The sequence below is a fragment of the Pseudomonas sp. M20 genome (genome assembly GCF_045037865.1).
In the GTDB taxonomy this organism is placed as follows: Bacteria; Pseudomonadota; Gammaproteobacteria; order Pseudomonadales; family Pseudomonadaceae; genus Aquipseudomonas.
Genome location: NZ_CP173611.1, coordinates 3,148,906 through 3,172,823 on the forward strand (window position 1 = coordinate 3,148,906; position 23,918 = coordinate 3,172,823).

Sequence of the window (23,918 nt, forward strand, 5' to 3'; positions counted from 1 at the left end):
CGACGAACATGCAGGACGATGCCATGAGCCAGATTTCCAGCCAGACCCACGCCATCTCGATCAACCCCGCCACTGGCGAGCAGATCGGTCATTACGCATTTGAATCCGCTGCCGCCCTCGACGCCGCGCTGATCCGCGCCGCCTACGGCTTCGGCAAATGGAAGCGCAAGCCGTTGCAGGATCGCTCGCGCTTGTTGACCGCCCTCGCCGGTGCGCTGCGTGAAACCAGCGACGCCATGGCCACCATGATCACTCAGGAAATGGGCAAGCCGATCGCTCAGGCCCGCGGTGAAATCGAGAAATGCGCCAAGCTCTGCGAGTGGTACGCCGAACACGGCCCGGCGATGCTCGACGCTGAGCCGACTCAGGTTGAAGGTGGCAAGGCGCGCATCGAGTACCGTCCGCTCGGCCCGATTCTCGCGGTGATGCCGTGGAACTTCCCGATCTGGCAAGTACTGCGCGGTGCCGTGCCGGCGCTGATCGCCGGCAACACTTACGTGCTCAAACATGCGCCGAACGTGATGGGCAGCGCCTATCTGTTGCGCGATGCCTTCACCCGCGCCGGTTTCGCCGAGGGTGTTTTTGAGGTGATCAACGTCACTCCGGAAGGCGTTTCCACCGCCATCGCTGATCCCCGCATTGCCGCCGTGACCCTGACCGGCAGCGTCCGTGCCGGCATGGCAATCGGCGCGCAGGCCGGTGCTGCGTTGAAGAAATGCGTGCTGGAACTGGGCGGTTCCGATCCGTTTATCGTGCTCAACGACGCCGATCTGGACGAAGCGGTGCAAGCGGCGGTCATTGGTCGCTACCAGAACTCCGGTCAGGTCTGCGCGGCAGCCAAACGCCTGATCATCGAAGAAGGCGTGGTTGAAGAATTCACCCGCAAGTTTGTCGAAGCCACGCGCAAGTTGAAGGTCGGGGATCCGCTGTCCGCCGACACATACATCGGCCCGATGGCGCGTTTCGACCTGCGCGATGAACTCGACCAGCAAGTGCGTGACACCCTGGAAGAAGGCGCCACCCTGCTGCTCGGCGGCGGCAAGTCCGCAGGCCCGGGCAACTACTACGAGCCAACCGTGCTGGCCGATGTCACCGATCGTATGACCTCGTTCAGACAGGAACTGTTCGGCCCGGTCGCGTCGATCATCACCGCCCGCGATTGCGCGCATGCCGTGGCCTTGGCCAATGACAGCGAGTTCGGCCTGACCGCTACGATCTACACCGCCAACGTGGCACTGGCCCAGCAACTGACCAGCGAACTGGACACTGGCGGCGTGTTCATCAACGGCTACTCCGCCAGCGATCCGCGTGTGACCTTTGGCGGCGTGAAGAAGAGTGGTTTCGGTCGCGAGCTGTCGCACTTCGGCGTGCGCGAGTTCTGCAATGCGCAAACTGTGTGGCTGGATCGCAAATAATCCAGACACCGGAAAACCATGTGGGAGCGAGCCTGCTAGCGAAGAGGCAATGTCAGTCAACCCATCCGTTGCTGACTCACCGCTTTCGCGAGCAAGCTCGCTCCCACATTGGGTTTATGCAGCAGCCTGTTGTGGCTCGGCGACGCTGCGATCCTTGCTCAACAAGCCCAGCACCACCACCGCCGACACCAGCGTGATCACCGTCAGGATATGCAGTAGATATTGAAACGCTGACGCATAACCTTGCACCAGGCGTTCATTGGCCAGACCTGGCACGGTGTTGATCGCATGCGCCATATCACCCGTCGTCACCCGGTGCGCGGTCTCGGCAATCAGCGATGCCTCGGCGCTGCCTGTCACCACGTGCACGGCACTCGACAGATCAGCGTGCAGCAATGACGCCAGCACTGCCGCGACAATCGCCAAGGCAATCCCCTCACCCGCCACGCGCACAGTGCTGAAGATGCCCGCCGCCATGCCGGCGCGCTCTTTCGGCACGACGCTGACCGACAAACCATCCATCAGCCCCCAGGGCAAACCGGCGCCTACACCGATCAGCAGCATCGGCACCACTAGCGCGAATTTCGCCTCACCGACGCTGTACAAACTCAGCCAATGCAGACCCGAGGCGGCAATCAGGAACCCGGTGCCGGACAAAATGCCAGCGGATACAAAGCGCGCCAGCGCGGCGGCCAGCATCGGTACCACCAGCATCGGCGCCGACAACGCCAGCAACAGCAGACCGGCATCGATCTCGCTCAAGCCCTCAACGCCGATAAAGCGCAGCGGCAACATCACCACCAGCACGATGTAGCAGAAACAGGTGCCGATCGGCAGCATCTGCACGCCAATGAATCGCGGATAACGAAACAGGGTCAAGTCCAGCATCGGCCGCTCGACACGCATTTCGACGCGCACGAACACCGCCAGCAATACTGCCGAAGCACCCAACAAACCGATGACCAGCGGACTGCCCCAACCACTGTCCGGCGCCTGAATCAGGCCAAACGTGAACAGCGCCAGCATTGTGCTGAACAGCAACGTGCCCGGCCAGTCCAGCCCTTTGGCATCGGGGTCACGGGTTTCGCGCATGCGTGGCAGACCGAAGACCATTGCGATCATTCCAACCAACGCCGTAAAGACAAAAATTGCTCGCCAGTTGAAAACCTCGATCAATGCCCCGGCCACTAAGGGTCCGAACGCCAGACCAATGCCGAACGTCGTGCCAAGCACGCTGTACGCGCGGGTCCGGGCGTGCCCTTCGAACTCTTGCGCCAACGCCGCCGAACCGCTGGCCAGCGCCGCTGCCCCCGCCACACCTTGAACGGCACGCAACACGTCCAGCCAGAACACCGAAGGCGCCAGACTCTGCGCAAACGACGCGGCGGTGAACAGCAGCATGCCAAAGGTGAACAGGCGTTTGCGCCCATAAACATCAGCCAATGCGCCGGCGGCCATCAGCAAACTGCCGAACGACAACATGAACGCATTGGTGATCCAGGTCAGCGCCACCGGGCTGCCGCCCAGATCGCGACCAATGGCCGGCGTCGCCACCGCGCCGCCGGTAAAACTCAACGGCAGGACCAGTGCCGAGAGACACACGGCCGCGAGTACGAGCAACTTGTCGCGCGCTCCGTGCGGCTGAGTCATAGCGTTCATCATTCCATCCTTTGAGATATCACAAAGCTGCGTCGCGCAGCGAATAAGGCGCAAAGCACACAGAAAAATCCACCGAAGTTTGCGCACGAAAAAGATGAGAGCGAGCAGCCTCGCTCTCACAGCTCTGGCGTTCAGTTGGCGAAGTCGGTGGACAGCGCCAGCTCATTCCACTCGGCCAACTCCTGCGCCACCAGGCGATTCTTCGCCTCGATCCGCGCCACCGTATCGCTGCCCAGCGCCAGGCGCAGCGGCGGGTTCGGTGCATTGACCAGCGCCAGCATCGCCTCGGCAAACTTCTGCGGATCACCCGGTTGTGCATGATTCGCAGCTTCGGCAAACACTCGCATCTTGCCCACGGTTTCGTCGTAGTCCGGCAGCTCAAGTTGCGTCTTGATCAACGACTGTTCATCAAGGAAATCAGTGCGAAAGAAACCCGGCTCGACCACCGTGGCTTGAATGCCCAGTGGCGCCAGTTCCTGATGCAATGCTTCGGTGATGCCTTCGACGGCGAACTTGGTCGAGCCGTAAACGCCCCAGCCCATGTACGCCTGATAGCCGCCAATCGACGAGATGTTGATCACCCGACCACTGCGATGCGCCCGCATATGCGGCAACACGGCGCGGGTGACATTGAGCAAACCGAACACATTGGTCGCGAACAAGCGCTCGGTCTCGCTGGCGCTGGTTTCTTCTACCGCGCCCAGTACGCCAAACCCGGCGTTGTTGATCAGCACATCGATACGGCCAAAACGCTTGATCCCTTCAGCGACCGCTTGATGCGCTTCGTCTTCACGGGTGACGTCGAGACGCAATGCCAGCAGGTTCGGTTGCTCGCCGAGGCGGTCAGTGATGTCTTGCGGGTTGCGCGCGGTAGCGATGACCGCGTCACCGGAACGCAGGGCCTGCTCGGCGATGAGAATGCCAAAGCCACGGGAAGCGCCAGTAATGAACCAGGTGCGCATAACAACTTCTCCTGTTAGAAACCCTGACATGGGTGCCGGGCCTGTTTGATAAGTTGATGCGACTTTAAAGCCGTGCTACTGATGCGATAATCCCAACAATTTTGCATGACTTTGTGAAAGGCATTCACAGATGAAATCACCTTCGGCGGCAGATCTCAGCGTTTTCCTCTGCACCGCGCAGTACCTGAACTTCAGTAAAGCCGCCATCGAACTCGGTCTGACGCCCTCCGCCCTGAGCCATTCGGTGAAGGCGCTGGAAAACCGTCTAGGCGTGCGCCTGTTCAATCGCACCACCCGCAGCGTGGCGTTGACCGAGGCTGGCGAGCGCCTGTACGCGCGATTGAAACCGGCCTTTCGTGATATCGACGATGCGCTGGAAGACCTCAACCATTTTCGCGATAAACCCTCGGGCAACTTGCGCATCACTTCGGGGCGGCAAGCCTGCGAACTGGTGTTGCTGCCGATTGCCAGTGAGTTTTTGCAGGTGTATCCGGACATTCGTCTGGAAGTGGTCGAGAGCGATGCGCTGCTGGATATCGTCGCCAATGGGTTCGATGCCGGCGTGCGCTTCGGTGATCGCCTGGAGGCCGACATGGTGTCGCTGCCGATTGGCCCGCCAATGCGTTCAGTGGTCGTTGGTTCACCGGCGTTTTTTGAACGTCACGCAGCACCGCAAAAGCCCGAAGACCTGCACGGACTGCCGTGCATCCGCCACCGCTACCCCAGCGGTTCGATGTATCGCTGGGAGTTCGAGCGCGGCGGCATTGCCCAGGAAATCGAAGTCAACGGCCCGCTGACCCTCGGCGATGTCAGCCTGATGGTCGGCCCAGCGCTGCAAGGGCTGGGCCTGGCCTATGTGTTCGAAGACATGGTCAGCGAACACCTCGCCAGCGGGCTTCTGGTGCAAGTGCTGGCAGACTGGTGCCCGTTCTATCCAGGTCTGCACCTGTACTACCCGAGCCGCCGTCATGTGCCGGCAGCGCTGAAGGCGTTTATCGACTTCGTGCGCAACCGGCGCTAGCGCTTACAGGTACTTCAACCAGGCGATGTCGCGACGACGGGCCTTCAACGCCGAGAACCAGCGCACGGCCGGGTACAGCGCTATCGACAGAAGCGCTGCTGCCAGCCAGATGGCCGCGACTGACGAGAAACCGAAATAGCTGCCCTGATTCAGCCCGAACAAGGCCACGCCGATCAGGTACAACACCTTCAACGCGTACAGGTGCAGCAGGTAGAAAAACATCGGCGCCGAACCGAATACGGTCAGCCAGCGAATCCAGCGACGATCCTGCAAACGTTCGAATGCCAGTAGCAGCAACAGGCTGACGCTCACGGTCAGCGCGATAAACAGCAACGACGGCGGGTACTTGGTGATGTTGAAAAAACTCATCAGGGTTTGCACCGACGTGTCGCCCACGGCCCACGGTTTTTCGCCATAGCCATTGATCAGCCGCAGCCCGACAAAGCCAAGCAGCCCGGCGCAACCCGCGATCAACAGGTGGCTCTGACGCAAACCCGCTTCAACGCCGCGAGCAAACCACGGCCCCAGTGCATAACCCAGACCAATCACACCGATCCATGGCAACAACGGATAGGAGGTGCGCAGGCGCAGAGTGTCGCTGACGTCGATCCAGCCGCGATCATGCAAAATCGCCCACGGCACATGCAGCGCCGACTCCACCGGGAAATGCACAGTGTCGAGCAGGTTGTGTCCGGCGATGATCGTCAGGCTTAACGTCAGCAACAGCCAGCGCGGCAGCCAGACCAGCAGCGACAAGGCGATCATGCTCAAACCGATCGCCCAGATCACTTGCAGATAAATCACGCTCGGTGGCAGCTGGAACGTCCACGCGAAGTTCACCAGGGTGAATTCCAGCAGCACCAGAAACAGACCACGCTTGAACAGAAAGGCGCTGACATCAGACTTGCCCGCGTACTTTTCACCGAACAACCACGCCGACAATCCCGTCAGCAGCACAAACACCGGCGCACACAGATGCGCCAACGTGCGGCTGAAAAACAGCGCCGGCTCGGTGCTGGCAATGTCCATCGGGTCGCTGACCTGACGGTGCAGCAAAAAGGTTTCGCGCACGTGGTCGAGCAGCATGAACAGAATGACCAAGCCTCTGAGGGCGTCAATGGACAGCAGCCGGCCAGCGGCCAGCGGGGCAGAACGAGGGAGCACAATCGTCATGAGCGTTTCGCAATCGAAGGGTTAACACCGGATGCCCACAAGGACCACCCCTGAAAATTCGCGTTACCTTATAACAATAACCAGCAAAAACCCAAGCTCAATCGATAGTGATTCTCAGAAAAACCTCAGTTGATCACGCCGGGCAAGTTGCCCAATAGCCTCAGGCTTCTATAGTGATCAAGTCCCCTGCCCTTGCGGCTTGCTGTCGAGCGTTGTCCATGGTCAACACCGAACACCTGATCATCTGCGAGCACTGCGATTGTGTGTACGAAAAAACCGTGCTGGCCAAACACCAGAAAACCTCGTGCGTGCGCTGCGGCGGCGTACTCCAGCGCTTCAACGGTTTGACCGTCGAACAGCGCCTGGCACTGACCTTCACGGCGGCGATGCTGTGGCTGTTTGCCAATTTCTATCCGGTGATGAGCATCAGCCTCAAAGGCCTGAAAAACAGCGCGACACTGTGGGATTCGGTGCTGGCGCTGAGTCAGGGGCCGATCACCTTCATAGCGATGGTCGCGGCAATTTCGATCATCATTGCCCCGGCATTTCAACTGGTGCTGCTGATCTGGGTGCTCAGCTTCGCGCTGTCCTCCCGACGCGCGCCGGGCTTCAAGCTGTGCATGCGCTGGCTGGAAACCCTGCGGCCGTGGAGCATGCTCGAAGTGTGCCTGCTGGGGGCGATGGTCGCGGTGTTCAAACTGGCGGGATTGCTCGACGTGTTGCCCGGCATCGGCCTGTTCGCATTGGCCGTGCTGAGTTTGATGATGATCAGGATTGCCGGCCGCGATATCCGCGACCTATGGGACATTCCATGAACCGACCCGCGACTGCCAGCGAACTCAACCTGTGCCTGTGCCACAGCTGTGGCCTGGCCTGCGACATGACCGACGAGCCACATGAATGCCCGCGCTGCGATGCGCCGCTGCACCGGCGCAAAACCAATTCACTGGCGCGCACCTGGGCCTACATGCTCGCGGCGCTGGCGTTTTACGTGCCGGCCAATCTGCTGCCGGTGATGAACACCACCATGCTTGGCAGCGGCGCCGACAGCACGATCATGAGCGGCGTGCTGGAGTTCTGGCAGCATGGCGCGTGGGACATCGCACTGATCATCTTTATTGCCAGTATCGCCGTGCCGGGCGTCAAGTTCGTCGCCCTGTCGCTGTTGTTGATCACTGTGCAACGCGACAGTGGCTGGGCACGCCGGGAACGCTCGAAAATGTTCCGCTTCGTCGAGCTGATCGGCTACTGGTCAATGCTCGATGTGCTGGTGGTCGCACTGGTGGCAGCGTTGGTGAAGTTCCAGACACTGGGCGATATCGAACCGCGACCGGGCATCCTGTTCTTCGGCATGGTCGTGGTGCTGACCATGCTCTCGGCAATGAGCTTCGACCCTCGGCTGATCTGGGACAACGCTCCAGTCGATGAACCACTCAGCGACGCAGAGCCGTCAGCAACACCTGCAACGGATGGCGCAGTGCCTGATCCGACTGGCGCTTGACCTGACTGCGGCAGGAATACCCCGTGGCCAGTGCTTCGCCATGCTCTGCCGGCGCGTCTACCTGACGTGCCCACGACTGCTCGTAGATCACCGCTGAGGTTTGGCGGTTGCGCGCCTCGTGGCCATAAGTCCCGGACATGCCGCAGCAACCGGTGGCCTGCGTGGCCAACTTCAAACCTGCGCGTTCGAACACCTGTTCCCACTGGCGGGTCGCGGCCGGGGCATTGGTTTTCTCGGTGCAATGGGCAAGCAGTCGGAACGCTGCGCTTTTATCCTGCACCGCCTGCTCTGGCATCACTTTGAGCAACCACTCCTGCACCAGCGCCACTTCCGGGCATTGCTCCATGCCCGGCACTTTCAGGTATTCCTGGCGATACACCAGCGTCATCGCCGGATCGAGGCCCAGCAACGGCACGCCCACATCGGCCAATTCACGCAACTGCCGAGCGTTGCGCAATGCCGCGCGGTTGAACGCCGAAAGGAAGCCCTGCACGTGAAGCGGCTTGCCGTTGGCGCTGAACGGTGCCAGATACACCTGATAACCCAGACGCGAAATCAACTCGACCAGATCGGCCAACAATGGCGCTTCGAAGTAGCGGGTGAAGGCATCCTGCACGATGACCACGCTGCGCTCGCGTTGCGCCGGGGTCAGCGCCGCCAAGGTCGACACCGTCGCCGGCTGCACCTGCCAACGGCGCATCGCCGCATGGAAATCAAAACGACTGAGCAACGGCACGTCGATCATGCCGCCGACCCGTTCCAGCAAGCTACGAACGAATGAAGCGCCCATCAAACCGTTGTACAGCGCCGGAATCCGCGCCATGTACGGGATGCTGTACTCCAGCGAAGCAATCAGATAATCCCGCGCCGGACGCAGATAACGGCTGTGATACAGCTCAAGAAATCGCGAACGAAACTCCGGCACATTGACCTTCACCGGACACTGCCCCGCGCAGGATTTGCACGCCAGGCAACCGGCCATGGCGTCGTAGACTTCGTGGGAGAAATCCTCGGACTGTGCACGGCTGTTGCGCCAGCGCTGCCACAACGTGCTGAAAAACGCCGGCTTGCGAATCGCATCGGACAACACATCAACGCCCGCCTCGCCCTGCAAACGCAGCCACTCACGGATCAACGAAGCGCGGCCCTTGGGCGACTGAGCGCGCTCGCGGGTGGCTTTCCACGACGGGCACATGGCGTCATCGGGATCGAAGTTGTAGCAGGCGCCGTTGCCGTTGCAGTGCATGGCCGCGCCGTAGCTTTGCCAGACTTTTTCGTCGATCTGCCGATCCAGTTCGCCACGCAGAGTGACTTCATCGATTTTCAGCAACGCCGCACCGGTGTTCGCCGGCGTGGCGATCTTGCCCGGGTTGAACTGGTTGAACGGGTCGAACGCGGCCTTCAAGGCTTGCAGTGCCGGATACAACTCGCCGAAAAACGCCGGGGCATATTCCGAGCGCAGGCCTTTGCCGTGCTCGCCCCACAGTAGCCCACCGTAACGCTGGGTCAGCGCGGCGACGCCATCAGACACAGGGCGCACCAGCGCCGCTTGCTGCGGGTCTTTCATGTCGAGAATCGGCCGCACGTGCAGCACGCCCGCGTCGACATGACCGAACATGCCGTACTGCAAACCATGGCTGTCGAGCAGGTCGCGCAACTCGGCGATGTACTCGGCCAAGTGTTGCGGCGGCACAGCAGTATCTTCGACAAACGGCTGCGGCCGCGCTTCACCGGCGACGTTGCCGAGCAGGCCTACCGCACGCTTGCGCATGCCGTAGACCTTGTTCACCGCCGCATGACCGACCGCCAGCGTATGACCCAGGCGCTCAACGGTTTGATCGCGGCTCAGGTGTTCGACGAATGCTTCGACCCGGCGCTGTAAATCCTCGGGATCGTCGCCGCAGAACTCCACCAGATTGATGCCCAGCGTCGGGCGCTTGGCGCTTTCCGGGAAATACTCGGCGACGCCGTGCCAGACGATGTCCTGCATCGCCAGCAACAGCACTTTCGAGTCGACGGTTTCGATCGACAACGGCTTGAGCGCCATCAAGGCCCGCGCATCGCGCAAAGCATCCATGAACCCGGCGTAGCGGATGTTCACCAGCATCGTGTGTTTGGGGATCGGCAACACGTTCAGCCGCGCCTCGACGACAAATCCCAGCGAGCCTTCCGCGCCGCAGAGCACGCTGTTGAGGTTGAAACGGTTGTCCGCCTCACGCAAGTGCGCGAGGTCATAACCGGTCAGGCAACGGTTGAGATCGGGAAAACGCGCCTTGATCAGCTCGCCCTGCTCATCAATGATCTGCCGCGCGCAGCGATAGACTTCACCGACGCGATCTTCGCGGGCACACAGCGCTTCAAGCTCACTTTCCTCAAGCGGCAAACCGTGCAGACGTTCGCCGCCGCGCAAAACCATGTCGAGTTCGAGCACATGGTCGCGGGTCTTGCCGTAGGTGCAACTGCCTTGGCCACTGGCGTCGGTGTTGATCATGCCGCCGACGGTGGCGCGGTTGGAGGTCGACAGCTCCGGGGCGAAAAACAGTCCGGCGGATTTCAGCGCAGCGTTGAGCTGATCCTTGACCACCCCGGCCTGCACGCGCACCCAGCGTTCCTCGACGTTGATTTCGAGGATGCGGTTCATGTGCCGCGACAGATCGACGACGATGCCGTCCGTCAGCGATTGGCCGTTTGTGCCGGTGCCGCCGCCACGCGGAGTGATCACCACTTGCTGGTACGACGGCTCGGCGATCAGTCGCGCCACCCGCGCCACGTCCTCGGCATCCAGCGGAAACACCGCCGCTTGTGGCAGGCGCTGATAGATCGAGTTGTCGGTCGCCAGCACCACGCGGCTGGCGTAATCGGCGCTGATTTCACCGCGAAAACCGCTGGCTTTCAGGGCTTGGAGGAACTGCTGGTAATCGCTGGTCAGGGCTTTGCCAGGGGACAGCTGGGCAATCATCGGTCAGGTTATCTCGGTCAAAATCGGGCCGCGCGGCGGTGAACAGTTGTACGCAACGAATGATTGCGTCAGGCTCCGCCATCTCATGGTGCCCATGTTCATTGCTGGCGAACGCCGGGACAACCGTAAATTCGACCCGCTATTGATGACTTTTACGAATGAATCCGCGCACGCTCACCCCTTCCATGTCGTTATTGCTGGCCTTTGAGGCCGCCGCGCGCCATGAAAGCTACACCCGTGCCGCCCACGAACTGTCGCTGACGCAGAGTGCGGTCAGCCGTCAGGTGCAGATTCTGGAGAAAATGCTCGGCATGCGTTTGTTCACGCGCGAAGGCAGGCAAGTGGTGCTGACCGATGTCGGACGCATGTATCAGCGCGAACTCGCCGAAGCGCTCGGGCAGATTCGCAGTGCGACGTTGCAGGCGATGGCGTTTGGCTCGGGCATTCACAGTCTGCGCCTGGCGACGCTGCCGACTTTCGGTTCGAAATGGTTGCTGCCGCGCTTGAAGGATTTCTACACCGCACATCCAGGCATGACCGTGCACTTGCATTCGCGTATCGAAGCAATCGACTTCGATACCAGCGAAATCGATGCGGCGATCTGCGTCGGTGGTGGTGAATGGCCGGGGCTGACGGCCCTGCCCTTGCACACCGAGGAACTGGTGGTGATCGCCAGTGCGCAACTCTCTGACACTGAGCGCGACGACGCCGAGCAACACATCGCCGGGCAACTGTTGCTCAACGTCAGTAGCAATGCCCAGGCGTGGGCGGAATGGTTCAGCCATCAAGGTCTGCCGCACCGAAGCATGCGTATCGGGCCGAGCTTTGAAATGACCTCGCACTTGATTCAGGCGGTGCGGGCGAATATTGGTGTGGGGTTGGTGCCGCGGATTCTGGTCGAAGATGAGTTGTTGAAGGGTGAACTGCTGCAACTGGGTGAGCCGATTACCAGTCGCCGCAGCTATTACCTGGTGTATCCGCCGCGCAATGAGAATTTGCCGTCGCTGAAAGCGTTTCGGGATTGGCTGGTAAAAACGTTGTGAACATGAGGACGCCAATCGCGAGCAGGCTCACTCCTACAGGGAAGCGCATTCCAACTGTAGGAGTGAGCCTGCTCGCGATGGCGTCAAATCAAACACCTCAAAACCGTGGCTTGACCGCCTTCCAGTCCGGCTTGTAGCGCTGCATCTGCCGCACATCATCACGCTGGCGAATCCCGCACGTCAGGTACTGATCATGCAGCTTGCCCAACTGATCCTGATCCAGTTCCAGCCCAAGCCCCGGTGCGCGGGTGATCTTCACGCAGCCATCGACAATCGGCAGTTTGCCGCCCTTGATCACCTCCTCATCCGGCTCCTGCCACGGATAATGCGTATCGCAGGCGTAATCCAGATTCGGCACCGCCGCCGCCACATGCGCCATCGCCATCAGGCTGATGCCCAGGTGTGAATTGGAATGCATCGACACGCCGAGGCCAAACACGTCGCACATCTTCGCCAGGGTCTGCGTGTCGCGCAGGCCGCCCCAGTAATGGTGGTCGGCGAGAACAATCTGCACGCTGTTTTGCGCGATGCTGCGGCGGAATTCGTCGAAATCGGTGACCACCATATTGGTCGCCAGCGGCAGGCCAGTGCGCTTGTGCAGCTCGGCCATGCCGTCGAGGCCCGGGGTCGGGTCTTCGTAATATTGCAGATCATCGCCGAGCAACTCGGCCATGCGAATCGAGGTTTCCAGTGACCAGTTGCCGTTCGGATCGATGCGCAACGGATATCCCGGAAAGGCTTTTTTCAGTGCCTTGATGCATGCCACTTCATGCTCCGGCGGCAACGTACCGGCTTTGAGCTTGATGCTCTTGAAACCGTACACCTCGATCATCCGCGCAGCCTGCGCGACGATCTGCTGCTCGCTGAGCGCCTCGCCCCAATTGTCCGGTTTGTACGGCGAATCGACATGCTGCGCGTACTTGAAGAACAGGTAAGCGCTGAACGGCACTTCATCACGAATAGCACCGCCGAGCAGGTCCACCAGCGGCACATTCAGGTAATGCGCCTGCAAATCGAGAAACGCCACTTCGAACGCCGAGTAGGCATTGCTCACCGCTTTGCTGGCGTGGGAACCGGGTGCCAGTTCGGCGCCGGCAAGACTGGCCGGTTTGTTCGCGGCAACGGTGGCCTGCACGATCGCGCGTAACTGATTGAGGTTGAACGGGTCGAGGCCGATCAGCTGTGCCTGCAACTGCTGCTGAATCGCCAGCGCCGGGGCATCGCCATAGCTTTCGCCGAGGCCGATATAGCCGTTGTCGCTTTCGATCTCGATGATCGAGCGCAGAGCGAAGGGTTCGTGGATGCCGCTGGCGTTGAGCAGCGGCGGATCGCGAAAGGCAATCGGGGTCACAGTTACGCGGGTGATTTTCAAGATAACGCTCCTGACAGATCAACAATCAATTCAATGGCTCGCGGCCGGGCTGGCCGTCACGACAACGGCGGCCTCGTCATGCGGCTTTGCAAGGTTTTTACCTTTCGCGCCAGGCGCCGTGCGGGCAAAAAAGATCACCACCGCAGCGACCAGCGACGTCGCCGCCAGGCCGTACAGTCCGCCCTCGATGGAGCCGGTGGTTTCTTCGAGGATGCCGAACGCCGTCGGCGCAACGAAACCGCCGAGGTTGCCGATGGAGTTGATCAAAGCGATCACTGCAGCGGCGATACGCGCATCCAGATAGCTTTGCGGAATCGGCCAGAACAACGCCGACGCAGCCTTGAAGCCGATGGCGGCGAAGCAGATGGCGACGAAGGCGAAGATCGGCCCACCGGTGGTCGACATGAACATGCCAATCGCCGCAATCACCAGCGTCAGCGCGACCCAGGCTTGCTGGAACTTCCACTTGCCGGCCATCGCCGCAAAGCCATACATGGCGACAATCGAAATGATCCACGGGATCGAGTTGAGCAGGCCGACCTGGAAGTCGCCGAGATTGCCCATCTTCTTGATCATGCTCGGCAGCCAGAACGTCGCGCCGTAAATGGTCAGGGCGATAGAAAAGTAGATAAAGCAGAACAGCGCAATCTGCCGATCCGCCAACAGCTTGAACATCGACGGCTTGGCCACTTGCGACGCCTCACGAGCGCGCTGCTCTTCGGCAATTGCCGCCACCAGTGCTTCGCGCTCTTCTTCGCTCAGCCACTTGGCCTGACGCGGATGCGATTGCAGCCAGAACCAGACGAATGCGCAGAGCACCACTGAAGCCGCGCCCTCGATCAAAAACATCCATTGCCAGCCATGCAGGCCCAGGCCGCTGATGTGCAGCAACGCACCGGAGACCGGGCCGGAGATCACCGAAGCAATGGCCGAACCGCTGAGAAATACCGCCATGGTCTTGCCGCGCTCGGAGGCCGGCAGCCACTGAGTGAAGTAATAAATAATCCCCGGGAAGAAACCCGCCTCGGCCGCACCGAGAATAAAGCGCAGCACATAGAAACTGGTTTCACCTCTGACGAAGGCCATGGCCATGGCCGCTGCACCCCACGTGAACATGATCCGCGTCAACCAGACCCGCGCGCCGTAACGCTGCAAAAGCATGTTCGACGGCACTTCGAACAGCGCGTAGCCAACAAAGAACAATCCAGCGCCGAGGCCGTAAGCCGCCGCGCCGATGCCCAGATCGGTTTCCATGTGGCTGCGCACAAAACCGATATTGACCCGATCGATGTAGTTGACGATGAACATCACCACGAACAGCGGCAGCACGTGGCGCTTGACCTTGGCGGCGGCACGGGCGAGAACCGTGACGTTCAGCGGACTCTGGAGGGTTTTCAAGGGGCGACTCCCGATCTTGTTTTTTTAGGGATGGCGTAAAGCGATGGACCGATCATGGACGGCGATCATTGATCCCGTCTAATCTAACTTGGCATTCGATTGATACCCGGATTAGATCAATGTTCGAACTGACCCAATTGCGCTGCTTCACCACCGTCGCCACCGAACTCAACTTTCGCCGCGCCGCCGAGCGACTGAACATGACGCAGCCGCCGCTGAGCCGGCAGATCCAGTTGCTGGAGCATCACCTTGGCGTCGAGTTGTTCACCCGCAGCACCCGCAGCGTCGCGCTGACCGCCGCTGGCCGTGCATTTTTCATCGAAGCACAGAACCTGCTGGAGCGCGCGCAGCAAGCAGCCGTCACCGCCCGACGCTTTGCCGAGGGCGATATCGGTTCGGTGAACATCAGTTTTGTCGGCAGCGCGGTGTACGAGTTTCTGCCCAAAGTGATCGCCGAGGCACGGCTGAAACAGCCGCAGGTGAAAATCGATCTGTCGGAGATGAACACTTACCAGCAACACGAAGCCCTGCGCGCCCGCCGCATCGATCTGGGCATTGCCCGTGCGCCATTATTGGAGCCGGGCTACGCCACCGAATGCCTGGTACGCGAGCCGTTTGTATTGGCGGTGCCGAGTGGACATCCATTGGCAACGGCGGCTGAAGTGGCGGTCAGTGATCTGGATAAACAGCCGTTCCTGATGTATTCCCACGCCGCGTATCCGCCGTTCAATGAACTGCTGACCGGCATGCTGCGCTCGGCACGGGTCGCGCCGGATTATGTGCAGTGGCTGGGGTCATCGCTGACAATTCTGGCTTTGGTTAACGCCGGCATGGGCCTGGCGCTGGTGCCGCGTTGCGCCACCAGTGTGGTGTTCAAGAATGTGATGTTTCGCGATATCGATCTGGGCGAAGGAGTGCAGAGCGAGCTGCATCTGATCTGGCGGGAGAACAACGACAACCCGGCGTTTGCGATGTTGCTGGAAGCGATTCGCCGGGCGGTGGCTGAGGGTTGGGGCTGAAGAAATACTAGTTCTTCAGAGGTGGTGGAGCACTGGGTGCCTTGGGCTGCGCATTTGCCACTGGCTTGCCATCTTTCGTGTAGCGACGCGCTACCCATTCCGGCATTGGTTGCGGTGCTCTGGCTGTCATATAGAAACCTCCGATTTCGGGCCGAATTCGACCCACTTGACCTTCCCGGAATCTATCAGCAAAAACTCAGCGCCAAAAGGCACTTCTGCCCCTTCCGCATCCAGCCAGCAGGGATTCTGCATGACGAACTGGCCACTGCTGGATTCCGGTGGCCACTCCACGGGCCAGCCAAACACGCGCCTTTCATCGATCAAATGCAGTGTGACCAGACGATGGTGCTGGGCAAAAATGCTGAACCATTCGCTGGGGTAGGAAGTTTGTTTCGTGACATTTCGATTGCGTAACCAGCCGTGCAATTTGTCATTCGTGGCCAGATAACAGGAAAACAGCCCGAGCGTCACCGACACAACGAATGCCCACATCGTTTCGCTCTTGGCATCCCAGCGCCCGACAGAAAACCCCTTCGAACCCACCCACAAACACAGAGTGCCCACGCCCCAAACCGCGCCCTGAATCACAAACGTAAAAATCAGCGCCTGCACAATCTGCCCGAACGTATCCGGTCGCTTGAACGCCGTCAGCGAATAAAAAATCCACGCCGACAAAAACCCGGGAATCAGATACTGCAACAGCGGAATAACTTCTTTGACCAGATCATCCATGATCCGCGACTCCTTGAAAGACCGGCCGACCTGACTATCGACCGCCCCGCAAAAGCCTAGTGCACACCGAGGAAACCCTTCGTGCGCAACTGTCACCGTTCATTTCGCGAATCAAATCCACACCTTATCAGCCTCCAGGCAGGCAAAAAAAAACAGAAACCGACGATACGGCTTCTGCTTTTTTGTCTCGGCAGGCGTCGTTACAGGCAATCACGCACCGACTGGCGCAACGACCCGGACTTGGCCCACGGCGGGCCCTGATACAACGAAACCCGGCTGCCGTCCTTGTATTTGACGATGTCGAGGATCTCGTCCGCCGTAATGATGCTCGGCGCGGTGATGCGGTAGCCGTTGGAAATCGATGTCTGCGAGGTTTTGGCGACATCCTTCTGCCACAACGGTAATAAACACGCAGCATAGTCCTTGGGCGACTTGTCGCTGGTCTTGCTGATATTCGGCTCACCCGGCACCAGCGATGCCGGCAACGAGCAACCCGCCAACAGGGTCAACGCCAAACTCCCGATCCATATCCGCATGCTGTGTTCCTGATCTGAAAAAAAGTGAATGTAGCGTGTAAGCGGCGCTACATCCATCGTGGCACCGCGCCCTCGGCGCAATCTGCACAACTTTTCACAACCGTCCGGCTTACTGACGAACAGGCTTTGCCCATCGACGAAAAATGCGACTACTCTTTTCTACCGAGAATGTTCTGGAGGTGATCATGCGGCTCAATGAATACGAACACGAACTTCAACGCGACCTGCAAAGCGTTGCATCGGACTTGAGATGGTCGGCGGTCGACCTGAAACGAATCGCAGAACAGCTGCGCAAATCCGGCAATGAGGCGGACGCACAAACCGTGCTGAGATCCTGCGAGGTGCTGCAAAGCGACGAAGAACGGCTGCAACTGTATGCCAAGGAAGTGAAAGCCCGCGCCATCAGCCGAACCAAGGTCCACTGAGAGCACCCTCCCCCAAAACAGAAGCCCCGACAATTGCCGGGGCTCTTTCATTACAGGCAGCCTGTCAGTGGGTTTTGTGACTCTGCACGCGCGTCGAGCGTTTTTTGTAGCCAGGCAATGCGGCGGCGTAGGCCAGCGCCTCCTCCCGGCTGCCAAACGACGCCAGCCGATCACCCTGGGTGCAAACCCGCCATGGGCCATTGTTCACGCTAAGCACGTCATAGCCGTTCATGTGCATCTTGTTCAACATTGGCATGCTCATGGACACCTCCATTTTTGCTAACGGTCAGATCCAGCTTCACGCTTTTACCTTACACCCTGATCCGCCCGAAATGCCGACCGGGTGTCGCAAGCCGCATCCGTCATGGCTCTGGCACTTTTCGCCGCCGCGAACGCTCCAAACTCCAATGAAACCTTTGCCGCAAGCCTCGGCTCAAATATTGCAGTTTTATTTCTTTTTTGTGACAGGCAGTAAACAGGTAACAGATGAAAGTACGCGCCACCGTTATATGCGAACAGGATCGCCACATTCTCCTGGTGCGCAAACCCCACTGCCGCTGGACATTGCCCGGCGGCAAAGTAGAGCCCGGAGAAACCCGCGCGCAAGCCGCCGTACGCGAACTGCAGGAAGAAACCGGCCTGAACGCCGACGACGTGTTGTATTTGATGGAACTGCAGAGCGGCAGCACGCGACACCATGTCTACGAAGCGTCAGTGCAGGATCTCGAACAAGCGCGGCCGCAGAACGAGATCATCGATTGCATCTGGCATCCGCTGGACGCAGTGCGCAATTTGAATACCAGCGACGCGACGCTACGCATCGTTCAAGCGTTTCAGCGACGGTTATGAGGGATTAGCCAGCGAACGCACGACGACCGGCGCTCATTTCCGTGCGTAATTCACCGATGAAGTTGGAAATGTCACGAATCGTGACGAGGTGTTCCGGGGAGACGCCATTCAACAGCAACTCGACTCGCCCGCTGTCCGGCTCATACACCTTGATTTGCAATAGCCCCTGCGTGCTCGGGATGCAATCGCACTTGAACGCAGGAAAGCCGGATTCGACAATCCGGCAGATATCGTCAATGGCAAGCATGAGTGGACGCCTCGCAGGCGGTGGGTCGGTCGACTCGTAGAGCATAGATGAGCAATTTGTGTCTCGCTCGACACAAAAATGCCAACCCGATCACAACTTTCAAGCACGCCGTCAATGCGCGTCATGATCCCAGATCCAGTTCCACATCCCCGGCAAATTCACCGACTCCGAACTGTTCTCCACGGCACGCGCCAACGCGGCTTTCTCAAGTTCAGCGTGATCATCATAGAAAGGCTTGTCCGCCAGCCTCACGCCCGTGGCAGCGGCGCTCTCCAGCAGAATCTGCAGGTATTCGCGGGTGTGCCTCGCGGTATAGCGGTTGAGATCATGAAACGTCACCACGACCGGGATGACCCCGTCCACGGTGGGCAATTCGCCAAGGGCGATACGTTCACGGACTTCCGATAATTGCCGCAGCATGTTGGCCCGACGTCGCGGGCTGGCATTGAAGCCCCAGATCTTGCCGTCATTGGCGCTTAAATCGGTGAGCAATACATGCAAGCCATGCTGTTGATAGGCGGCGAAGGTGCGCTTGTCGTAATTCCAGAACGGCGGGCGCAGTAGCGTCGGCGGCGCCCCCGTAATGGCGGCAATATCAGCTGTGCCGTTGCTCAGCGACTCTTCCAGTTCTTGCGGGTCGAGCAAGCGATGATTGGTGTGCCAATGGGTCGCGGTGTGAAACGCGAGGATGTGCCCCTCCTCATACTCACGGTGCATGATGCCGCGACCGATGTCACTGTTGCCCGCTCGCGGTGCACGCGTCTGCACGAAGAACACCGCTTTGATGTCAGGCATCAGCGGATTGTCCTTGAGACTGTCGAGTACCGTGGCCGACGGATTCCACAAACTCGAGGCACTGGGGCCGTCGTCGAACGTCAGCAGAAAGCGCACTGGCGCCTGGTTCTTCAGGCGCGTTTCGGTTTGCGCGGTCATTTCGATCGGGGCGGCGATACAACCGGCCAGCCCGAGAGCAATCAGCGCGGCACAAAAAAGTTTGAATCCGGATGTCATGTTTTGCCTTGAGCACGGCGGCTGCCGTCATGTGATCGATTGGCAAAACTCCCTCGCCCTTATCCATCCCTGCGCTCGGATATTCGAGCCGAGGTTGGATAAGGTACACAGGGTTTGGTTCCGGCGCTCGTTCAGTGAGCCAATGCCTGCTGAAAAGACGTGTCGATAATGCCAGCGGTGGCCAACGGAGCTGGCAGCGCTTTCACTTTGAACAGGAAATCGGCAGTGCTTTGCAGATCCGTCGCCGCTTGCGTGTCCACAGGGCCGACCGTCATGTGCGCCTGGCGCAACCAATGCCGCGACACTTGCTGATCGAGATTGGCTTTCTTCGCCCACAGATCGGCGTACTCATCGGTGTGGCTGTCGACCCAGGCCCGCGCCAGTTTCAAACGACCGAGAAAATCCGCAATCGCTGCACGTTTGCTGTCGATGGACGGTGTCGACGCCGCGATTGCACTGAGCCCCGGCATCAGGTTTTTTGCGGTCAGGATCGGCCGCGCACCGGAGAACACGATCTGCTGGGAAATATACGGTTCCCACACCGGGAAGGCATCAATACTGCCCTGTGGCAGGGCTGCGGCGGCATCGATCGGCATCAGCTTGACGAAGTCGACGTAGTTTTCCGGCAGACCGCCCTGCTCCAGCGCGCGCAAGGTCAACTGCTGACTCCAGGCTCCGGGCCAATAAGCGACCTTTTTGCCCTTCAAGTCGGCGATGGTTTTCACCGGAGAATCCTTGGGCACCAACAACGCGATGGTGTCCGGATTCTGCCGCGATACGCCGATCAGTTTCACCGGCGCCTGCTTGGCAGCCAGAAACAGAAAACCGGAATCGCCCAAAAAGCCCAGGTCGAGCGAACCGGTTTGCAAGGCTTCCGCCAAGGGTGCAGCGGCCTGGAAGTGTTTCCAGTCGACGGTATAAGGCGCGTCTTTCAACACACCGGATGCCTCCACCGAGGCACGGATGTTGTAGTAGTTCTGATCGCCCACATGCAGGACCAATGGCTCGGCTGCATAGGAAAGCGGCGAGGTGAATACTGCAGTGATTAACGCACGGCGGAGGAAACGAGAAAGCTTCATGGCGAGTCCTGCAAAGGTAATTGCATAGACCATAACGCTGTTGATTCAAGGTTTTGAAATTCGATAAATGCATAAGCTCATCACGGTTGATACTTGCTGTTTGCTTGGCAACAGTGGCAGATCACACTGTTGCCCACGCAACAGCTGAAATCCTGCACTTGACGTTAAAACCCTTACAAACCGGGGCTTTCAAGCACATGGCACAGAGCCTGCAATATTCCATTCATGCAGGAAGCATTCGATAAAAATATCTTTTTGGACATAAGAAACCTGTGCCTTTGCCGGAGCGCCCCATGACATCGTTCTTTCCTCGACTCAAAACCCTGCTGGCTGCCAGCGCAGTGGCACTGAGCCTGCAACCGCTCGCCCACGCGACTGAAACGGCGCCGGCAGAAGTGCATCTGGACTACGCCTATTACTCACCAGTCAGTCTGGTGCTCAAGCACTTCGGTTTCCTCGAAAAAGCCTTGCCGCAGACCAAGGTCAGCTGGGTCCTGAGCCAGGGCAGCAACCGCTCGCTGGAATACCTCAACAGCGGCGGCGTGGATTTCGCTTCCAGCGCCAGTCTCGCCGCCGTGCTGAGCCGAGCAAACGGCAGCCCGATCAAATCGGTCTATGTCTACAGCCGCGCCGAATGGACAGCATTGGTGGTGCGCAAGGATTCTCCTTACCAGACTGTCGCCGACCTCAAGGGCAAAAAGATCGCTGCCACCAAAGGCACCGACCCGTACCTGTTCACCCTGCGCAGCCTGCAACAGGCCGGGCTGAAAAAAGACGATGTGGAACTGGTTCATCTGCAACATCCAGATGGCCGCACCGCACTGGAAAAAGGCGATGTCGACGCCTGGGCCGGACTCGATCCGCACATGGCCGCCAGTCAGGTGCAGGCCGGTTCGCGCCTGCTCTATCGCAACCCGGCGTTCAACAGTTACGGCGTGGTCAGCGTCACCGAGCAATACGCCAAAGAACATCCGCAAACCATCGACACCGTCATCAAAGCCTACGAACAGGCCCGCGACTGGGCGCTGAAAAATCCCGATGAATTCGCCGCCCTTCTCGCCAAGGAGTCCGGATTGCCGCTGGATGTAGCCAAGTTGCAACTGTCGCGCACTGACCTGAGCAGCCCGCAACTCACTCAACAGGACATCAGCGCCTCCAAGGCAGCGGCGCCGATTCTGGTCTCCGAGGAACTGGTGCGCCGTGGGGTGAATGTCGATCAAGTCATCGATCAATTGCTCGACAGCGGTGTGCAGCAAGCCGTCGCCCACCAGTAACCGATCAGCCTCACGACAAATCCGCGCCCCGTCGCGGATTTGTCGTGAGCGGAGCCAAAACCATGACCACTCACAGCAAAGACTTGCCCGCGCCACTTGCCGTACCGCGCCAGCGTCCTGCGAGTTTGAATCCGACGTGGCAGCGCCGCGGCAAAGGCCTGGCCCTGCCGCTGCTGATCATCGTTGCACTGGAAATTATCGTCCGCATCGGTTGGCTGCCGTCCTACCAGATGCCGGCGCCGAGCGAAATCGCCCTGACCCTCACCGACCTTGCTGAGGGCGCGCTGTGGAAGCACATCGGCGCCAGCCTGATTCGCGTGTTGCTGGGTTTTGCCATTGGCGCCAGTCTGGCGCTGGTGTTTGCTGCCTGGGTCGGCTTGAGCCGTGAAGCCGAGGCCTATCTGGAGCCGACGTTCGCCGCCCTGCGCTCCATTCCGAGCCTGGCCTGGGTGCCACTGCTGCTGTTGTGGCTGGGCATCGACGAGACCTCGAAAATTGTCTTGATCGCGATCGGCGCGTTCTTTCCGGTGTATGTGAATGTCGTCGCGGCGATTCGAAATATTGATCGCAAACTGGTGGAAGTCGGCCGCATCTATGGTTTCAGCCGCTTGCAACTGGTGCGACGAATATTGCTGCCCGCCGCCCTGCCCGGCCTGTTCACCGGATTGCGCAGCGGCATGAGCCTGGCATGGATGTTTCTCGTGGCAGCAGAGTTGATCGCGGCCACCAAGGGTTTGGGCTATCTGCTCAGTGACGGCCGGGAAACCTCGCGGCCGGACATCGTGCTGGCCGCGATCATCGTGCTCGCCTTGCTCGGCAAACTCAGCGACGGCTTGCTGGCCATGCTCGAACGCCGCTGGCTGAACTGGCGTGACACCTTCACCGGGCAGGACGCCAGCGACTAAGCTGAACTCTCCAACCGGAGATTCAGCCCATGTGCGGAAGACTCTCGCAGTACCGGGGCATTCACGACTTCGTCGCGGTGCTGAGCATTCCCGACGCGTTGATCAATCACGTCGGCGACGCGCCGCTCGATCGCTACAACGCGGCGCCGACCACCGCGCTGGCCGTCCTGCATCAACAAGGGCAACACCTGCATGCCGACAATCTGCGCTGGGGCTGGCGCCCGCATTGGGCCAAGGATCGTCCACCACCGATCAATGCCCGGGTCGAGAAAGTCGCCCATGGACCATTCTTCCGGGCGATCTGGCGACATCGTTTGATTGTGCCCGTGGACAACTGGTTTGAATGGGTCGATAGCGCAGACAAAACACGACAACCATGGCTGATCCGTCGCGCGGATCACGAAGCGGTTTTCTGCGCAGCCATCGGGCAATTTCCTACAGCCGAAACGCCAGCTCGGGATGACGACGGTTTCGTGATAATCACCGCCGATGCTGTCGGCGGCATGCTCGATATCCATGATCGCCGACCCGTAGTCTTCTGCGCAGACTTGGTGCATGAATGGCTGGATCCGGCGACACCCTTTGAGCGCGCCGAGCAAATGCTGCTGTTCGAAGGTGAACGCAACGAAGTGTTCGAATGGTACAAAGTCGGCAAAGCTGTCGGTAACGTGCGCAATCAGGGGGCCAGTTTGATTATCGAGCAGACTTAAACATTTGCCGACTTCAAGCGTTTATCAATGTAGGAGCTGCCGAAGGCTGCGATCTTTTGACGCAGCGTTACAAGCAATAAAACTATTGCAAATTTTAGCGACTCATAAAGCGAATCACTGTTGTTACAAACACTGTTTCATTTTTGAGACGGAGCACATAAAACAGACGTTCGAATGAACTAACCGCCTGTCTGACATTTCAACCGTCATACATACATTTATATGCACTACGGCTAGCATGCGCGCCGCATTTCCATTTGGTATACCAGTTGACCAAAGAGTCAACAAACCAGGAACCCCTAACGTCTACAAGCCTTGCAGAGAAATAAGTTGCGCGACGATTTTGCAATCAAACAGGTCAGCGGCCTGGAGTGTATTCATCTGTCGATGACAGAACGCTTTGAACTCGACTGTTTTATCGGCCACTACATCAAGACCCGAAACCTGCGTTCCGTACCCGATATCGAACACATCCTGCGCACCACCCTCGAAGGGTATCCCGGCCACGCGCCGGTGATGGTCAACGAGCTGAATGCGTGGATTGATCGAACCTTGGGATATCGGGCCACACACCCCGATTTCACGCAGCTGGACGATCTCTGAACCACAAAAAAGCCCTGCATTTGCG

24 protein-coding genes are annotated in these 23,918 nt (G+C 59.4%); 12 read left to right on the forward strand and 12 right to left on the reverse strand.

The window, feature by feature from the left end; translation table 11 throughout:
• The first annotated feature begins 23 nt into the window (after positions 1-23).
• On the forward strand, positions 24-1,415 hold the full coding sequence (locus ACI514_RS13875) for an aldehyde dehydrogenase family protein (protein WP_405124072.1): 1,392 nt from the start codon (positions 24-26) through the stop codon (positions 1,413-1,415).
• A gap of 114 nt (positions 1,416-1,529) precedes the next feature.
• Here the strand turns inward: ACI514_RS13875 and ACI514_RS13880 are convergent, their stop codons facing one another.
• Positions 1,530-3,074 carry an MFS transporter gene (locus ACI514_RS13880; RefSeq protein WP_405124073.1) on the reverse strand — a complete coding sequence of 515 codons (1,545 nt, stop codon included), beginning with the start codon at positions 3,072-3,074 and terminating at the stop codon, positions 1,530-1,532.
• A 131-nt stretch (positions 3,075-3,205) separates the two neighbouring features.
• Positions 3,206-4,036 carry an oxidoreductase gene (locus ACI514_RS13885; RefSeq protein WP_160057374.1) on the reverse strand — a complete coding sequence of 277 codons (831 nt, stop codon included), beginning with the start codon at positions 4,034-4,036 and terminating at the stop codon, positions 3,206-3,208.
• A gap of 130 nt (positions 4,037-4,166) precedes the next feature.
• On the opposite strand from ACI514_RS13885, the gene ACI514_RS13890 reads away from it, so the two are divergent.
• Complete coding sequence (locus ACI514_RS13890) at positions 4,167-5,057, forward strand: LysR family transcriptional regulator (protein ID WP_405124074.1); 891 nt, start codon at positions 4,167-4,169, stop codon at positions 5,055-5,057.
• 3 nt (positions 5,058-5,060) lie between these two features.
• Here the strand turns inward: ACI514_RS13890 and ACI514_RS13895 are convergent, their stop codons facing one another.
• On the reverse strand, positions 5,061-6,230 hold the full coding sequence (locus tag ACI514_RS13895) for a DUF1624 domain-containing protein (RefSeq protein ID WP_405124075.1): 1,170 nt from the start codon (positions 6,228-6,230) through the stop codon (positions 5,061-5,063).
• A 218-nt stretch (positions 6,231-6,448) separates the two neighbouring features.
• Here ACI514_RS13895 and ACI514_RS13900 point away from each other — a divergent pair, with 218 nt between their 5' ends.
• Positions 6,449-7,045, forward strand: a complete 597-nt coding sequence (locus ACI514_RS13900; RefSeq protein WP_160057371.1) for a paraquat-inducible protein A — start codon at positions 6,449-6,451, stop codon at positions 7,043-7,045.
• The gene (locus ACI514_RS13905) at positions 7,042-7,731 is read left to right on the forward strand and encodes a paraquat-inducible protein A (RefSeq protein WP_405124076.1); all 690 of its coding nucleotides are present in this window, start codon (positions 7,042-7,044) and stop codon (positions 7,729-7,731) included. Before ACI514_RS13900 ends, ACI514_RS13905 begins: the two co-directional genes overlap by 4 nt.
• Here the strand turns inward: ACI514_RS13905 and ACI514_RS13910 are convergent.
• Positions 7,664-10,690 (reverse strand): FAD-binding and (Fe-S)-binding domain-containing protein, encoded by a 3,027-nt coding sequence (locus ACI514_RS13910; protein ID WP_405124077.1) that lies wholly within the window; start codon positions 10,688-10,690, stop codon positions 7,664-7,666. The genes ACI514_RS13905 and ACI514_RS13910 overlap by 68 nt on opposite strands.
• A 158-nt stretch (positions 10,691-10,848) precedes the next feature.
• Between ACI514_RS13910 and ACI514_RS13915 the strand changes: the two genes are divergently transcribed.
• Positions 10,849-11,733 carry a LysR substrate-binding domain-containing protein gene (locus ACI514_RS13915; RefSeq protein WP_405124078.1) on the forward strand — a complete coding sequence of 295 codons (885 nt, stop codon included), beginning with the start codon at positions 10,849-10,851 and terminating at the stop codon, positions 11,731-11,733.
• A 97-nt stretch (positions 11,734-11,830) separates the two neighbouring features.
• Here the strand turns inward: ACI514_RS13915 and ACI514_RS13920 are convergent, their stop codons facing one another.
• Positions 11,831-13,105 (reverse strand): glucarate dehydratase family protein, encoded by a 1,275-nt coding sequence (locus tag ACI514_RS13920; protein ID WP_405124079.1) that lies wholly within the window; start codon positions 13,103-13,105, stop codon positions 11,831-11,833.
• 30 nt (positions 13,106-13,135) lie between these two features.
• Entirely contained in the window at positions 13,136-14,503 is a 1,368-nt protein-coding gene (locus tag ACI514_RS13925) for an MFS transporter (RefSeq protein ID WP_405124080.1), read from the reverse strand.
• Positions 14,504-14,622: 119 nt separating this feature from the next.
• Here ACI514_RS13925 and ACI514_RS13930 point away from each other — a divergent pair, with 119 nt between their 5' ends.
• Positions 14,623-15,522, forward strand: a complete 900-nt coding sequence (locus ACI514_RS13930; protein WP_405124081.1) for a LysR substrate-binding domain-containing protein — start codon at positions 14,623-14,625, stop codon at positions 15,520-15,522.
• Positions 15,523-15,648: 126 nt separating this feature from the next.
• Here ACI514_RS13930 and ACI514_RS13935 read toward each other — a convergent pair whose 3' ends face one another.
• Complete coding sequence (locus ACI514_RS13935; protein ID WP_405124082.1) at positions 15,649-16,254, reverse strand: DUF6338 family protein; 606 nt, start codon at positions 16,252-16,254, stop codon at positions 15,649-15,651.
• A gap of 200 nt (positions 16,255-16,454) precedes the next feature.
• The gene (locus ACI514_RS13940; protein ID WP_405124083.1) at positions 16,455-16,790 is read right to left on the reverse strand and encodes a hypothetical protein; all 336 of its coding nucleotides are present in this window, start codon (positions 16,788-16,790) and stop codon (positions 16,455-16,457) included.
• A 185-nt stretch (positions 16,791-16,975) separates the two neighbouring features.
• On the opposite strand from ACI514_RS13940, the gene ACI514_RS13945 reads away from it, so the two are divergent.
• Positions 16,976-17,215, forward strand: coding sequence for a hypothetical protein (locus ACI514_RS13945; protein WP_008085812.1), 240 nt, complete (start codon positions 16,976-16,978; stop codon positions 17,213-17,215).
• 64 nt (positions 17,216-17,279) lie between these two features.
• Here the strand turns inward: ACI514_RS13945 and ACI514_RS13950 are convergent, their stop codons facing one another.
• The gene (locus ACI514_RS13950; RefSeq protein WP_160057365.1) at positions 17,280-17,477 is read right to left on the reverse strand and encodes a DUF2188 domain-containing protein; all 198 of its coding nucleotides are present in this window, start codon (positions 17,475-17,477) and stop codon (positions 17,280-17,282) included.
• Positions 17,478-17,701: 224 nt separating this feature from the next.
• Here ACI514_RS13950 and ACI514_RS13955 point away from each other — a divergent pair, with 224 nt between their 5' ends.
• Positions 17,702-18,064, forward strand: coding sequence for an NUDIX hydrolase (locus ACI514_RS13955; RefSeq protein ID WP_405124084.1), 363 nt, complete (start codon positions 17,702-17,704; stop codon positions 18,062-18,064).
• Between the two features lie 4 nt (positions 18,065-18,068).
• Here ACI514_RS13955 and ACI514_RS13960 read toward each other — a convergent pair whose 3' ends face one another.
• The 3 genes from ACI514_RS13960 to ACI514_RS13970 form a co-directional block, all read right to left on the reverse strand.
• Positions 18,069-18,311: a DUF1652 domain-containing protein gene (locus ACI514_RS13960; RefSeq protein ID WP_016983016.1), complete on the reverse strand. Its 243-nt coding sequence runs from the start codon at positions 18,309-18,311 to the stop codon at positions 18,069-18,071.
• 111 nt (positions 18,312-18,422) lie between these two features.
• Positions 18,423-19,322, reverse strand: a complete 900-nt coding sequence (locus tag ACI514_RS13965; RefSeq protein ID WP_405124085.1) for a polysaccharide deacetylase family protein — start codon at positions 19,320-19,322, stop codon at positions 18,423-18,425.
• Positions 19,323-19,453: 131 nt separating this feature from the next.
• Positions 19,454-20,401: an ABC transporter substrate-binding protein gene (locus tag ACI514_RS13970; RefSeq protein ID WP_405124086.1), complete on the reverse strand. Its 948-nt coding sequence runs from the start codon at positions 20,399-20,401 to the stop codon at positions 19,454-19,456.
• A gap of 293 nt (positions 20,402-20,694) precedes the next feature.
• Here ACI514_RS13970 and ACI514_RS13975 point away from each other — a divergent pair, with 293 nt between their 5' ends.
• The 4 genes from ACI514_RS13975 (at position 20,695) to ACI514_RS13990 (ending at position 23,893) form a co-directional block, all read left to right on the forward strand.
• On the forward strand, positions 20,695-21,675 hold the full coding sequence (locus ACI514_RS13975; RefSeq protein ID WP_160057361.1) for an aliphatic sulfonate ABC transporter substrate-binding protein: 981 nt from the start codon (positions 20,695-20,697) through the stop codon (positions 21,673-21,675).
• A 62-nt stretch (positions 21,676-21,737) separates the two neighbouring features.
• Positions 21,738-22,580, forward strand: coding sequence for an ABC transporter permease (locus ACI514_RS13980; RefSeq protein ID WP_077573337.1), 843 nt, complete (start codon positions 21,738-21,740; stop codon positions 22,578-22,580).
• A 29-nt stretch (positions 22,581-22,609) separates the two neighbouring features.
• Positions 22,610-23,290 (forward strand): SOS response-associated peptidase, encoded by a 681-nt coding sequence (locus ACI514_RS13985; protein WP_405124087.1) that lies wholly within the window; start codon positions 22,610-22,612, stop codon positions 23,288-23,290.
• Between the two features lie 330 nt (positions 23,291-23,620).
• Entirely contained in the window at positions 23,621-23,893 is a 273-nt protein-coding gene (locus ACI514_RS13990; protein ID WP_160057359.1) for a hypothetical protein, read from the forward strand.
• Positions 23,894-23,918 lie beyond the last annotated feature (25 nt).